Below are 14,517 nucleotides of genomic sequence, written 5' to 3' on the forward strand. Positions count from 1 at the left end.
ATATCTCCCAATATTTTTTTATTCATTTTTTTCCTCAAAAATTTGTGCTTGGAATTTATATAGCTTAGTATCATTTTCTTTCCATGCATCCTTAGGTAAACCTGCTTTATAACATAAATTTTCTAAATAATTATCCATATCCCATCCTTGTTCTAGTGGAACTTGTGGTAAAAATACACTCACATTATTATTTTTTTCTATTTTAAGTCCATCTACACCTAAGTCTATTTTAGAGAAATATTCTTCAAATATATCTACTTCAACCAGTTCAGGTTCAGTTAGTATACTAATTTCTATTTCTATATCATCAATTTCTTCAAGTTGTAACATATTAAAGCGATTATCATAAAATGCAGAATATATTGCCATTTCCTGAACTTCTTTGTATAATGGTTCTTCCGCTTCAAAAGTACCTATGCAACCACGTAAGTTATTATTTTTATTTAATGTAACAAAAACACCTAAATGTTTATTGAAATTTTCAGGAATATTAATTAGTTCAGGATATTCTTCATCATTTAAGTAAGATAATATTGCTAACCTAGCTTGTTCAATAAGTAATTGTCCTTCCTCTTCGGAAAATACAACTTTATTCACTATTGAACACCACCTACTGTTGCTTTACTTACTTTTATATGTGGTCCTCCATCACCTACAGGTGCTGTTTGACCATCTTTTCCACAGAAACCTACACTTAAATGGAAATCAGATCCTACACCCACTACATTATTTAATATGTCAAGAGTACTTCCAGATAATGAAACATCCCTTAGATGATTACCTAATTCCCCATTTTCAATCAAGTATGCTTCTACTGCATTAAATTGGAAAACACCTCTTCCTGTATCTACTTGTCCACCACGTGAACCTTTAAGATAAATTCCATCAGCCATATCTTCAATTAATTCATCAAATGAGGATTCACCTGGTTGAATATATGTATTACTCATACGAACAATTGGTTGATCTTTAATTATTGATCTTGCATTTCCACTAGATTCTCTCCCTAATTTTTTAGCAGTTTCACGTGAACTAAGTATTGATTTTAATTCACCATTTTCTACAAGTACATTTTTAGATGTTTTTGTTCCTTCAACATCATATGGATAATATCCAAATCCATCTTCCCTACTTGCATCATCAACTACTGTTATTAAATCAGACCCAATTTTTTGACCAAGTTTTCCTTTTAGTATTGAATCATTTTGAAGAATAATATCTGCTTCTGAAGCATGCCCTAATGCTTCATGAATAAATACCCCTGCAAGTTCAGAATCTAATATAACTGGAAAATCACCAGAAGGTGGTGTTTTTGCATCAAGTAAACTTATTGCTTTTTGAGATATACTTCTTCCAAATTCTTCCAAATCTGCATTTTTTATTATTTCAAAACCTTGTACTCCACCAAGACTTTTATGTCCAATTTGCATTACTTCACCATTAGAAGCAACAGAATTCATTGAAAAAATTATTCTATTATTTTCTGAAAGAATATTTGTTCCTTCAGTGCTTAGTAATAGATTTTTTGATTCTGATTCAGAAAAGGTTATATTTGTACTTTGAATGCCTTCTAGTTGTGCTGCTTTATCTGCTTCTTTCATAGTTTCAATTTTTTCTTCAAAAGATACATCATTTAGTTTGATTTTTGCTTTCGAATCTACTATGTCTTCTTGTGGATTTGCTTGTGTTAATTCAACATCACTACTTAATTGACTTGCAAGTGTTGTTGCTTTATCTGCTACTTCTTCAACCTTATTTATATCTGTTGTGAATGCTGAACCCCATGCACCATTTTGTAGTACTCGTATACCTACTGAAAAATTCATACCTGTGTCTACATTATCTATTTTACTATCTTTCATTACAATAGTATTATTTATTGAGTCACCTACACGTAGATCAGCATAATCCACTCTAGATTCTAATTTATTAATTATTTTTTGAAAATAATCAATATCTATTTCACCAGTCATGTTTTAGTCCTCCTTTTTATTTTATGTTGTGAATTTAATGTGATGTAATTATTTAAAATTAATTTAGGTTAAGTTTAATTAAAAAATAGATTTCTTGTTATGATTTTTGTTTAATTTTATCTATTATTAGTATTTATATATATTTAATATACTTAATAATCTTTTATATTGGACTAGTAGAAATAAGTGAAAAGTTTAATTTAAAAAAATAAGTTTGTAAAAAAGATAAAGAAAATTAGTTTTTCTAAAAAATTATTTTAATTTTTTAGCTAATACTGTTTTTGCTTCACCCACTGTTAATGGATAACCTTCCTTGAAAGTTATATTATATTCTTTGTCTAAATCATTGAATAATTGCCCAATCCAAGGTAATCGTAAATCAGCTTCTTTAATAATTTCTTCATCCATAAATATATCCTTACAATTTCCTGATTTGATAATTTTTCCACCAATTATTACGTGAATATCATCAGAATACATTGGTACTAAGTCAACATCATGTGTTGAAATAATAATTGTCATTCCTTCTGCATTTAAGTCATATAATAATTGCATGATACTTGAAGCACCATTTGGATCTAATCCACTTGTAGGTTCATCCAAAACCATTATTTTTGGTTGCATGGAAAGAATTCCTGCAATTGCAACACGTTTTTTCTGACCTCCACTTAAATGGTGTGGTGCTTTGTTTGCTACATGTGCCATTCCTACTTTTTCAAGTGCATCCATTGATCGTTTTTTTACTTCATCTTCAGGTAATCCCATATTCATTGGTCCAAATGCAACATCTTCAAATACTGTTGGTGCAAATAGTTGGTCATCAGGATTTTGAAATACGATTCCTACTTCTTGTCTTGCTCCAAGTAAACTTTTTTTATCATATTTTAAAGTTTTACCTTCAATTTCAACTGAACCACTTGTAGGTTCTATTATCCCATTAAAATGTAGGAAAAAAGTACTTTTTCCTGCTCCATTAGGACCTAATAAAGATACCATTGAACCTTCTTCAATTTTAAAGTTAATTCCTTTAAGAGCATTTGTTCCATCAGGATAAGTATAGATTAACTCTTTAGTTTCTAATATTGTTGTCATTAAAATCATCCTATAATAAAAATTATTTATTTATCTAAATTAGTACTGGTACTACATTAATTGTTCCTGTTATATATATTCCATATGCCACTAGTACTTCAAATACTATTAAACAAATCCATTCAATTGCAGAAATATCTTTAATATTATCCCCTTGACGAATCATGTTTAAACGTCCATTATATCCTCTTGAAGCTAATGCTTTATAAGATATTTCTCCTTGTTCCCATGTTCTAATAAATACCATTCCAGCTAGTGATGCAAGACAGTGCATCCAACTCATATAACTATGATATCCAAGTCTTGTTTTTTGTGAATTGTACATTGTTGCAGTTACATCTAAGAATAAGAAAATGTATCTGTACATGAGTATTGCTAAATCAGTTAATATTGATGGAACATGTAAATCATGGAATATACCAAATACTCTGTTCATAGGTGTAGTTAATATAAGAACAGCTAAAGCTGAAACACCACCCATAACTTTGAAAAATACAAGTACTCCCCTATTTAGACCATCAGCTGTAATACCCCAACCGAATATACCTAAGTTCCATATGTGATCACCAACTCCAAAGAAGAAAGCCATGAAAATTACAGAAATTAATGCAAAACCAAATGGAACTGCCATGAACGTAGCATAAAATTTAGCAGGTATTTTTGCTTTTCCTATAATAATTATAGTACATATTATGAAAATTAGGAAAGGTACGATTGGTGAGTTAGCAAATAAGTTTATAATTAATGTTAATACAGCAAATAATGTCTTATAATAAATATTATTTTCACTTAAATTATTATGTGCTGTATAATGATCTAAAGTGTCTTCAAATATTGACATAATTATTCACCACTTCATAAAAAAAAAATCTAAAATAAGTTTTAAGAAAAAGAATAAATTATATTAGAATATAATTATTCTTTTCTAGCTTTTCTTCCACCATGCCAGTAACCAAAGATATATCCAATGATTATAGCACCAATTGCTGCTTGGAGACAGAAAATTAAACTTTCAATTTCTCCACTAGGTGGTTCCCAAAGAGGTTCTGCCCATACTTCATAGTCTGGGTTATTTTCTTCGATTGCTTCTCCTCCAGTATCATCAGATCCACCGAAGTAACCTTCGTCTTCACCTACACCATTATATATAATGAGAGGAGCTAAGATTAATATTGCTACTATAACTAGTAAACCAATTTGTTTATAATTTACCATCTTAATTTGCTCCTGCTTCTTTTTCATCAATTATATTTAATTTAACAAGAATATCTGGTCTTGCATCACTAATATAATTGTAAATAACTGTTGTTAATATACCTTCAGCAATTGCTAATGGTATTTGAGTTATAGCAAATATTACTAAGAATGTAACTAAAGCTTCACCGAAACTTGGTTTTGGGAAAGCTAATGATAATTCTATTGCTGTCATAACATAAGTCATTAAATCTGCTACAAATGCTGTGAAAAACATTGAAATTGGAGCAGATATGTTTATTTTTCTAAGTCCTTTCCATACTAACCATCCACATAATGGACCTACTATACCCATAGAGAATATGTTTGCTCCGATAGTAGTTAATCCACCGTGTGCTAAGAGGATAGCTTGGAATAATAATACTATTACAGATAATACTGCTGTTACTGCTGGTCCAAAGAATACTGCACCTAAACCATTACCACATGGGTGTGAACAACTTCCTGTAACTGATGGCATTTTTAATGAAGAAAGAATAAACATGAAAGCACCTGAAAGTGCTAATAATGGCATTGCTTCGTCATTATTTTCTGTTGCTTTCTTAATTTGCATAATACCATAGATTACTACAGGAATACATATGATAATCCATAAAGCACACCATTCTGGAGGCAAGTAACCTTCCATAATGTGCATTTTTGATTTTCCTCCATATTATAAATTAATAATAATCTAATAATCTACTTATTTTATTACTCAATTAAAGTTAAACCATATAATAAAATAATAATTATAGATATATTAAATATACTATTTAAATATTCTGGGAAGTCATTAAACTTTAATTTAATTTTAAGGATAAACTAAATTTATAAAATAAATATTTATTTTTATAAAAATTTAAAACAAAACACATATAGAACAAAAATTATAAAATAAACCTCATAAAACTAAAAAAATAAAAAATAAACTAAAAAATAAAATTAAATCAATTTTACTAGAAAAATAACCTAGAAAAAATTATTTAAAAGAAAAACAATAGTTTTAAAAGAGTAAATAGTTATTTATTAAAATCATGACCTAAAAACAAACAAAAATTAAAAATATATTCAAAATTAATATGAAAACATGAATTATAACTTTGAACAACAAATTAAATCCAAAAAAATAGCTTATCTACTAAAAATTCAAATAATACTACACAACACCACTATTTGTTCCATGCAAAAAATTCATTATAACACCCACATCCTATAAAATAAACATGAACTACATTATTAAGAACTGCATTTAAGAAATAGTTTCATAAAAAAAAATGCAACTTATTTTTATTTCAAAAAATAAAACATATAACTATGAAAGTTAAAAATCAAATTATTTTAGCATTAGATGTAGAAGAAAAAGATGAAGCTTATAGTATTCTAGATCAAACTACTGAATATTTAGATACAATTAAAATTGGTTATCCTTTAACACTAGCCGAAGGACCATCTATTATTCAATCAATTAAAGAAGATTATGATGTTAATATTATTGCAGATTTTAAAGTTGCAGATATAGATGCAACTAATGAAAAAATAGTTAAAACAACACTAAATTGGGGAGCCGATGCTATTATCATCCATGGATTTGTAGGTGAAGATAGTGTTTTAGCTTGTAAAAATATGGCTGAAAGTTTAAATAAAGAAATATTTTTATTAACAGAAATGTCCCATCCGGGTGCAGATAAATTCTTAAAACCAGTATCCCTCGATATTGCACAAATGGGTGTTGAATTAGGAATTACTAATTATGTTGCTCCTGCTACTAAACTAGATAGACTTGAAAAAATTAGAAAAGTGGTAGGTGATGATGCATTTATTATATCGCCAGGTGTAGGAGTTCAAGGTGGAACAGCAAAGGACACTCTCCAATATGCTGATGCAGCTATTATTGGTAGAAGTATTTATACTTCCCCATCACCTAAAGAAACATTAGAAAAGGTCATAAATTCCATTAAAAGTTAAACCTGCAAATTCATAACTTAAATCAAATAAATAGAAGTATATGAATGTTAATGGTTCAAAAAAGTACCCTGTTAGGAAAGAATAATTCAATAAATTAGTTATTAATCCTAACAATGATAAAATAAGTACTACTATTTTCATAGTATATCTATACTTGAAAAATTTATCAATTAATCCATATTCTTCTTTATTTTCTTCTTTTTCATCAGCTATATCATTGCCTTTTTCATCAATAAATGCTGCAATGATACATATTATTAATGTAATGTAACTAAACTGAGGAATTCCAATCAATAACAAAATCACTATTAATAATATAGCAGATATTATATGATTTATTGAATCTACTTTTTGTGCAAGTGCAGTTCCTACAAGTATACTTATAAATATACATGCAGCATCACCACTATTTATTGAAACTAGTATTGTAGCTATTACACATATTATTCCAGTTATTATCGCAAGAAGAATATTATTTTTTTCATCCATTGCTTCATCAGATATTTTCATAAAAAATCCTGATAATGCAAAACATATTGCATCTAAAAACATGAATTAAACCTATTCTATTTTATCTAATGCACCAGCTACTATTAATGGGAATAATACTGTAGCATCCCCTACAACTGTAACTAGATTTGATCCTTTTTTTGCTTTTGCCCAAGATTTTGCTTCTTCAAGAGGTGCTCCACTTAAACTTCCACCTTCACTTCTATCCAAGGTTATTTGAATACCTGCATCTATTCCACCAGTTAGTATATTTGATGCTAGTGTATAGTGTTTTGGTAGTCCTCCTCCAAGCATGCATGCTGTTACTTTTTTAGAATTATATACAAAATCAGACAAGTAATGCATATCCCCTGCTGCACTTAATGTAAAATCATGATCTTGAGAGTAAATCCATAATTGTAATCCAATCATACAATCAATTAGTCCTGGTGCAAAAATGGGAACATTTTTCTTTGCTGCAGTTCTAATAAATGAATTTTCATCATCAATTAGTAATCCAATCTCATAGATGAATTTTTGAATAGATATTACATCATATTTTTCATTAATTTTAGCAAATATTTTATGTATTTCTTCTTCAAAGACTTCAAAATCATCAGCTTTTGTATAAATATCGGCTATTCTTCCAATTCCACTATCTTGAAGTGTTTCATCATTTTCATGTATGTCTGAATAATGTCTTCCACCAAATGCTTCTACTAAGTCATGTGTTAAATTAGCTCCACTAGATATTATTAAATCCACATGGCCTTGATTTATTAAATCTCGTACAACTTTTCTTAATCCTCCAGGAATCATAGGTCCTGCAAGACTTAAAAATATTTTAGTATCTTCATCTTTCATGGAATCTGCTAGTAAATTTGTTGCATGTGCTATACGTCCTGCCCCTAGAACTCCAGATTCATCTAATTGATTCATAAATTCAGATATAGACATATTTTTTGTAATTTCTAAATGTTTAACTTTCATAAAATAACCTCAAAAATTTGTATAATATATTAAAAAAATAATTGGTAAAAAAATTTAAAAAAAATAGAGATGAATAATTAAACTGCAAGTAATGTGTTTAATATATCTATAAATGTTACTGTTCCAGTTATTTCTTCATCTTCATTTAATAACACCAGAGATGAAACATTGTTTTGTTGTAATAAGTCCATTGCACTCATTAAACTAATATTATCCTTTGCTGTAACAACATTTTTATCCATAATATCTTTTGCTTTAGCATCAATATTTTTATCTGCGATATTTTTCATAATATCTCTGTATCTAATTACACCACTAATTTTATTATTATTTACTACTGGTGCACATGTACTTTCATGAGTTAATAAAGCATTACAGATTTCATATATATCCATAGTAGGTTCTAATGTTAAAACAGATTTATTAGCTAATTCATCAAGTTTTATATTAGGTATACTTACAATATTTTTTGTTTTTATAAGTAATACATTATCCACATCATCTCTTCCTATGATTTTACCTGTAACTGTTAAATTATTTACTGGTGTTGGACCTACTTTTATTTCATCATCAAGATCTAATTGTTTAATATCCCCTAAAACAGATATTGTTGCTTCACAATCACCGGGTCTTAAAATACTTGTGAATTCTATTTTATTAACTGATATATCTGAAATAACATCTCCATTAATGTATATTGGTACATGTATTTCACATGGATCATTGGCTATATTTAGTGTTTGATAAGCATCTAATGTTGGTTTATATCCTCCTCTTGGTCCTGGAACTCCCTGAACTAGCCCTAGACTACGTAATGATTGCATTTGATTACGTATTGTTCCTGAATTTCTCCCCATTAATTCAGCTATACTTTCACATTTTACAGAAGTACATTTTGACTTTCGGTATAAGTTGATTAAACTTTGTAAAATTTCTTTTTGCACTGCAGTAAGCAAGATTATCTCCCCTTTTTTATTGTTATCGTGAATAAATTCTTGTAATTTAATATTCCTGAAATAATTTTAAACAATAGCTACTATTATTATAAAAAAATATAATTACATTAAATTTATATTTAATTTCCATATAATAAAAACTTTATGATAAATAATTACAAATTATTAAAGATTATTTGAAAAATAACTACCATGTCCCTTTTTTGTAGTTAATTTAATAATACTCTAATAACAATATATTATTATAAGAAAATAAAGTTTGAATTAATAAGAACTAAATTTTAAAAAAATAATTACCATAATCATTAAGTTATTAGGTGTGAATAATGAGTTTTATTGAAGTCAAAAATATAACAAAAAAATTCGATAACACTGCTGTATTAGATAACATCAGTTTAAACATAGAAGAAGGAGAAGTACTAGGTATTCTTGGAAGAAGTGGAGCTGGAAAATCCGTATTACTAAACATGTTACGTGGAATACCAGAATATGAACCTGAAGAAGGAGAAATAATATACAATGTATCTTGTTGTCCTAAATGCAATCATATTGATACACCATCAAAAGTAGGTTCACTATGTTCATGTGGAGAAAAATTAGAAAGTAAAGAAATTAACCTCTGGAACACATCAAGATCAGACTTTGCATCAGTGAAAAAAAGAATATCTATCATGTTACAAAGAACATTTGCACTATATGAAGAAGACACCGTTATTGAAAATATAATGAAATCATTTGAAGACCAAAGAAATGAAGACAACATCAATAAAGCAATAGATCTTCTTAAAATGACCCATATGGAACATAGGACAACCCATATTGCACGTGATTTAAGTGGAGGAGAAAAACAAAGAGTTGTACTTGCAAGACAATTAGCAAGAAATCCAATGGTCTTCTTAGCAGACGAACCAACAGGAACATTAGACCCTAAAACAGCAAAATTATTACATGCAGCACTACTAAGCGGAGTTAAAGACAAAAATATTACAATGATTATTAACTCACACTGGCCAGAAGTAATTGAAGATTTATCAGACAGAGTTATTTGGTTAGAACATGGAAAAATAAAAAAAGAAGGAGAACCCGAAGCTGTTGTTAAAGAATTTGTAAAAGAAATACCTCTTCCCAAAAAACATGAAAGTGTTGCTATAGGTGACCCATTAATTGAATTAAAAGACCTTAAAAAATACTATTTCTCAGTATCCAGAGGAGTTGTAAAATCTGTTGATGGTGTAACACTAACAATTAATGAGGGTGAAATAGCAAGTATTGTAGGACTAAGTGGAGCTGGAAAAACAACATTATCCAAAGTAATTGCAGGACTTGTAGAACCTAGTGATGGAGAAATTAAAATAAGACTTGGTGAAGAATGGATAGATATGTCACAAAAAGGACCAACACATAGAGGTCGAGTAACACCACACATTGGCCTATTACACCAAGATTTCAGTTTATATCCATATAAAACAATTCTTGGAAACTTAACAGATGCTATTAGCTTAGATTTACCTTCAGAATTTGCTAAAATGAAATCATTACATGTTTTAACAGCTGTTGGATTTAAAGAAGAAGAAGCAGCATCATTACTTGAAAAATATCCTGACCAAATGAGTGGAGGAGAACGACACAGAGTAGCAATTGCACAAGTACTTATAAAAGAACCAAATATAGTCATATTAGATGAACCAACAGGTACAATGGATCCAATAACTAGAAGAGATGTAACTGAATCAATACTTAATGCACGTGAAGAATTAGATCAAACATTTATACTTATTTCACACGATATGGACTTTGTACTCGAATGTTGTGATACAGCAGCATTAATGCGTGATGGAAAATTATTAGACCATGGAACTCCAGAAGATATGGTTAAACAATTAACATCAACTGAACGTACAAAAATGTTAAATAAACATATATAAACCCCTTTTTTATTTTATTTCTATAGAAGTTTATAATTAAAAAAATAAAAAGAATAACCTTATTTTAAAATAAATAATTATAAATTATATTAATTCATATTTAGTTGTTCTTTCTTGAGGAATTCTCCCAATATCCAACACTAATTGTTTTATTTTATCAGCAGGAAGATATCCACCATACCCACCACCAGCAGCAGTAGATATTTTATCTTCAATCATAGTTCCCCCAATATCATTAGCCCCACAAGTTAATGCTACTTGAGTCATTCTTAATCCTAATTTTACCCATGAAACTTGTATATTAGGTATTATATTACCAAAAATTATCCTGGATATAGCATGTATTTTTAAGTCTTCAATACCCGTTGCACCGTTAGATATTTTACCTAACTCATTATTTCCACCCAAAAATGTCATAGGTACAAATTCAGTGAATCCCTTTGTTTCTTCTTGAATTTCTTTTAATAGAAACATGTGTTCTATACGATCATCCCATGTTTCTACACTCCCATACATCATCGTAGATGTTGTAGGAATTCCCAATTCATGAGCTTCCTTAACTACATTCGCCCATTCTTGTGTTGATAATTTATTAGGACATATTTGTTTTCTAATTGAATCAACAAGTATTTCTGCAGAAGCTCCAGTCATAGTATCCATACCTGCTTCTTTTAATTGTTTAAGAGCATCATATGTAGTTATATTTGAATTTTTTGCTGTTTGATATATTTCTGCAGGAGATAATGCATGTAAACAAATCTCATGTTCCTCTTTAATATCTTTAATTAAATCACAATAGTAATTAATATCCATATCTTTAGTTATACCACCAAACAAACAAATTTCTGTTGCTCCAACAGATTTTGCTTGAACGATACTTTCAGATATTTCTTCACCAGTCATATGATAATTTTCATGATTTCTAAATGAACAAAATTTACATCCAATCATACAATTATCTGTAATATCTATTGCCTTATTAACTACATATGTTACTTTTTCACCTACAATTTCTTGTCTTAATTTATCTGCAGTATCAAATAATTCAAATTGATTAGTAGATCTTACTAATTTAAGAGCATCTTTCCTTGTTATTTCATTGTCTAAGGATTTATTATATATTTCTTCTAACAATATAACACCTCTTATTGATTCTTTAAAACTAGTTATAGTCCATTATATAAATCATTATATTATTAATATTATAGAATATATTTATCATGATTAAAATAGATTTTTAATAAATAATTGAAAAAAAAGTTATGTTAAAAAAAAGAGAATATATAAGTTTTTAAAACTTATTCAGGTAATGTTATTTTCCATAAGTAGTATAATTCTTCTACTTTATCTTGTTTTTTGGATCGTTTTTTAGATTTCTTTTTAAGAGTAGATTCTTCTCCAAACCAATCATTAACAGTATTATCTAAATATCCTGCAATTTCTTCATCATAATAACGAGTTCCTATTGTATAACAAGTAGGTTCATTGCGAATATATATGATTCCTCCACCTTTTTCTTCCATGATATCTGTAATTTTTAATAATGTATCGTAATATTCTTTTGCTACCATTTGAGAAACCTCCCTAATTTAATCATAAAATAATATTATTTATATTTATATTTAATACAGTATATTAATTTTATTAATTAGACACATACCTTATCCAAAAAAAATTAATCATTACAATCTTGAAATGCATCTTCATTGAAATGTGTTTTTTTTATTTTTCGAATGATTTTGCAAGTACTATCTAATTCAAATTTTTTATAATCTTCTATTTTAACTACTTCTATATCTAAACCACTATTTAAAAGATTTTTTCTGAGTTTTTCAGGATCGAAAGTTTGATCAGGACCTATAGCAATTATATCTGGCTTTTTTTCTTTAACTATTTTTAAAGGATCATTTTCATCACCAATATATGCTTCATCAACCGATTTAAGCATTGAAATCATTTCACATCTTTGTTCTTGACTTATTATAGGTATTCTTTTATGTTTTTGTACTGTTTTATCTGTTGCTATGACAACCATTAATATTGAATCTTCTCCACCTAATTTTTTTGCTTCTTGTAAATAAAATCCATGTCCTGGATGAATTATGTCAAATGTTCCTGAAGCCATTACTTTAATGAAAACACCCCCTTTTTTTATAGTATCAGAAATCTAATGTATCTTCAAAATTAATTAATCCCTTATATAGTGCAGATCCAATAACAACATAATCCGTACCTATTTCAGATAACACTTTTAAATCATTATGTGATGTTATTCCACCTGAATATATAATGGGAATACTAATATTATTAAGTAATTCTTTTATTGGTTCTACATTAATTCCACCAAGCAGTCCTTCTACATCTACATTTGTAAATAAAATAGATCCTGCACCTTTTTCTTCAAAGAGTTTTGCAAATTCAAGTGGTGTTTTATCAGTGGATTCTGTCCATCCATGAGTAACTACTTTATTATTTTTACTATCTAATGAAACACAAATTCTCTCAGATCCATATTCATTAGATAAATCAGAGATTATCTCAGGATGTTTTATAGCCATGGTTCCAATTATAACAGTACTTATTCCTGTGTCCAATAGTTTTTTTGCATCATCAATTGTACGTATTCCTCCACCCATTTGTGTAGGAACTGATGTTTTTTCTATTATTTCTTTTACTATGGTAATATTTTCTCCACTACCCAATGCACCATCTAAGTCTACTATATGTAATCTTTGAGCTCCTTTTTGTTCCCATTGTAGTGCTACTTCTGATGGATTTTCTAGTTCTATTTGTTCAGTTCCAGGTTCACCTTGTACTAATTGTACACATTTTCCATTTTTAATATCTACTGCTGGTATTACAATCATTATTTTTCAACCCATAATTCTTTAAATATTTATATCATATCAAAAATTAATGTTAATTAAAAGTTATATTTTTTATAGGTTATGTTATTATTTATTATTTATTAAGATAAAAGGAAATAAAAAAAATAACTTAAATGAATATTTACAAATAATTATATAAAAAAAGACGAGTTTAAATTATGAGACGTGTTGCATTAAAAATTGCATATATTGGTACTAATTTTCATGGATATCAACGCCAACCTAATTATAGAACAGTTGAAGGAGAATTATTAAAAGTATTTAATGAAACTGGAATAATTGAAGATACATGGAAAGCACATTACTCTGTTGCAGGACGAACAGATAAAGGTGTTCATTCTACTGGAAATGTTATTTCGTTTATTACTGAAAAAGAAATTCGAATAAATCAATTAAATGGATTATTACCTGATGATATTAAAATTATTGGAGAAGCAAGAGTTCCCTATGGTTTTAAAGTTCGATTTCCATTAACTAGAACTTACACATATATTCAGCCATTAAATCCCTTTAAAAAAGAAGAATTAGATATTAATAAAATTAGAACAGCACTTCCATATTTTATAGGTAAACATAATTTTAGAAACTTTTCTAAAAGAAATGAAAAAAATCCTAACAGAGAAATAATTAGTATGGATTTAGAAGAAAAAGATGATGTTATAATATTTACTATTGTTGGACAAAGCTTTTTATGGAATATGGTTCGAAAAATAGTGACATCTCTAATGCATGTGGGATATGGTGAACTAGAACTTGAAGATATTGAAAAATTACTTCAACCTAAAGAGTTACGACAATTTATCAGATTACAAGCAGCACCTGCAAATGGTTTAATTCTTAGTGATATGAATTATAAAAATATTAAATTTGAAGATTCACAATATGCTAAAAATAAACTTATAGAAGTACTTAAAAAAGAATATCTTAATCATGAACAGGAAAAGAAAGCTGATGATTTATTAATCAAGATATTAAAAGAATAAAAAAAAGTATAGGAAGATAT

At 28.1% G+C, this 14,517-nt stretch carries 16 protein-coding genes; 3 read left to right on the forward strand and 13 right to left on the reverse strand.

The annotated features are described in order from the left end of the window. Positions 1-18 precede the first annotated feature (18 nt). The 6 genes from amrA to NL43_RS04895 all read right to left on the reverse strand — a co-directional run bounded on the left by amrA (position 19) and on the right by NL43_RS04895 (position 4,956). Positions 19-597 (reverse strand): AmmeMemoRadiSam system protein A, encoded by a 579-nt coding sequence (gene amrA, locus NL43_RS04870; protein WP_069592924.1) that lies wholly within the window; start codon positions 595-597, stop codon positions 19-21. Next, the gene (locus NL43_RS04875; protein ID WP_069592925.1) at positions 597-1,973 is read right to left on the reverse strand and encodes a TldD/PmbA family protein; all 1,377 of its coding nucleotides are present in this window, start codon (positions 1,971-1,973) and stop codon (positions 597-599) included. Before NL43_RS04875 ends, amrA begins: the two co-directional genes overlap by 1 nt. Before the next feature lie 252 nt (positions 1,974-2,225). Then, a complete protein-coding gene (locus NL43_RS04880) occupies positions 2,226-3,065 on the reverse strand; it encodes an ATP-binding cassette domain-containing protein (RefSeq protein WP_069592926.1) in 840 nt (279 codons plus the stop codon). A 34-nt stretch (positions 3,066-3,099) separates the two neighbouring features. Beyond that, complete coding sequence (gene cbiQ, locus NL43_RS04885) at positions 3,100-3,906, reverse strand: cobalt ECF transporter T component CbiQ (RefSeq protein ID WP_084790414.1); 807 nt, start codon at positions 3,904-3,906, stop codon at positions 3,100-3,102. Positions 3,907-3,980: 74 nt separating this feature from the next. After that, positions 3,981-4,280, reverse strand: coding sequence for an energy-coupling factor ABC transporter substrate-binding protein (locus NL43_RS04890; RefSeq protein ID WP_069592927.1), 300 nt, complete (start codon positions 4,278-4,280; stop codon positions 3,981-3,983). A 1-nt stretch (position 4,281) separates the two neighbouring features. Then, positions 4,282-4,956, reverse strand: a complete 675-nt coding sequence (locus NL43_RS04895; RefSeq protein WP_069592928.1) for an energy-coupling factor ABC transporter permease — start codon at positions 4,954-4,956, stop codon at positions 4,282-4,284. A 659-nt stretch (positions 4,957-5,615) separates the two neighbouring features. Here NL43_RS04895 and pyrF point away from each other — a divergent pair. Then, positions 5,616-6,266 (forward strand): orotidine-5'-phosphate decarboxylase, encoded by a 651-nt coding sequence (gene pyrF / locus NL43_RS04900; RefSeq protein WP_069592929.1) that lies wholly within the window; start codon positions 5,616-5,618, stop codon positions 6,264-6,266. On the opposite strand, the gene NL43_RS04905 is transcribed toward pyrF, so the two are convergent. The 3 genes from NL43_RS04905 to NL43_RS04915 all read right to left on the reverse strand — a co-directional run bounded on the left by NL43_RS04905 (position 6,234) and on the right by NL43_RS04915 (position 8,701). Continuing rightward, positions 6,234-6,818 (reverse strand): hypothetical protein, encoded by a 585-nt coding sequence (locus NL43_RS04905; RefSeq protein WP_069592930.1) that lies wholly within the window; start codon positions 6,816-6,818, stop codon positions 6,234-6,236. The two genes, pyrF and NL43_RS04905, sit on opposite strands and share 33 nt — an antisense overlap. Before the next feature lie 9 nt (positions 6,819-6,827). Further along, a complete protein-coding gene (locus tag NL43_RS04910; protein WP_069592931.1) occupies positions 6,828-7,745 on the reverse strand; it encodes a deoxyhypusine synthase in 918 nt (305 codons plus the stop codon). Positions 7,746-7,822: 77 nt separating this feature from the next. Further along, positions 7,823-8,701 (reverse strand): CBS domain-containing protein, encoded by an 879-nt coding sequence (locus NL43_RS04915; RefSeq protein ID WP_069592932.1) that lies wholly within the window; start codon positions 8,699-8,701, stop codon positions 7,823-7,825. A gap of 326 nt (positions 8,702-9,027) precedes the next feature. Between NL43_RS04915 and atwA the strand changes: the two genes are divergently transcribed. Further along, positions 9,028-10,626, forward strand: coding sequence for a methyl coenzyme M reductase system, component A2 (atwA, locus tag NL43_RS04920; protein WP_069592933.1), 1,599 nt, complete (start codon positions 9,028-9,030; stop codon positions 10,624-10,626). Positions 10,627-10,710: 84 nt separating this feature from the next. Here atwA and cofH read toward each other — a convergent pair whose 3' ends face one another. The 4 genes from cofH to hisA form a co-directional block, all read right to left on the reverse strand. Continuing rightward, positions 10,711-11,760, reverse strand: a complete 1,050-nt coding sequence (gene cofH / locus NL43_RS04925) for a 5-amino-6-(D-ribitylamino)uracil--L-tyrosine 4-hydroxyphenyl transferase CofH (protein ID WP_069592934.1) — start codon at positions 11,758-11,760, stop codon at positions 10,711-10,713. Positions 11,761-11,924: 164 nt separating this feature from the next. Next, complete coding sequence (locus NL43_RS04930; protein ID WP_069592935.1) at positions 11,925-12,197, reverse strand: hypothetical protein; 273 nt, start codon at positions 12,195-12,197, stop codon at positions 11,925-11,927. Between the two features lie 104 nt (positions 12,198-12,301). Continuing rightward, positions 12,302-12,751, reverse strand: coding sequence for an adenylyltransferase/cytidyltransferase family protein (locus NL43_RS04935; RefSeq protein WP_069592936.1), 450 nt, complete (start codon positions 12,749-12,751; stop codon positions 12,302-12,304). Positions 12,752-12,785: 34 nt separating this feature from the next. Beyond that, positions 12,786-13,493: a 1-(5-phosphoribosyl)-5-[(5-phosphoribosylamino)methylideneamino]imidazole-4-carboxamide isomerase gene (gene hisA / locus NL43_RS04940; protein ID WP_069592937.1), complete on the reverse strand. Its 708-nt coding sequence runs from the start codon at positions 13,491-13,493 to the stop codon at positions 12,786-12,788. 179 nt (positions 13,494-13,672) lie between these two features. On the opposite strand from hisA, the gene truA reads away from it, so the two are divergent. Beyond that, on the forward strand, positions 13,673-14,497 hold the full coding sequence (gene truA / locus NL43_RS04945) for a tRNA pseudouridine(38-40) synthase TruA (RefSeq protein WP_069592938.1): 825 nt from the start codon (positions 13,673-13,675) through the stop codon (positions 14,495-14,497). Positions 14,498-14,517: the final 20 nt, after the last annotated feature.

Source organism: Methanosphaera sp. WGK6 (genome assembly GCF_001729965.1).
Lineage (GTDB): Archaea > Methanobacteriota > Methanobacteria > Methanobacteriales > Methanobacteriaceae > Methanosphaera.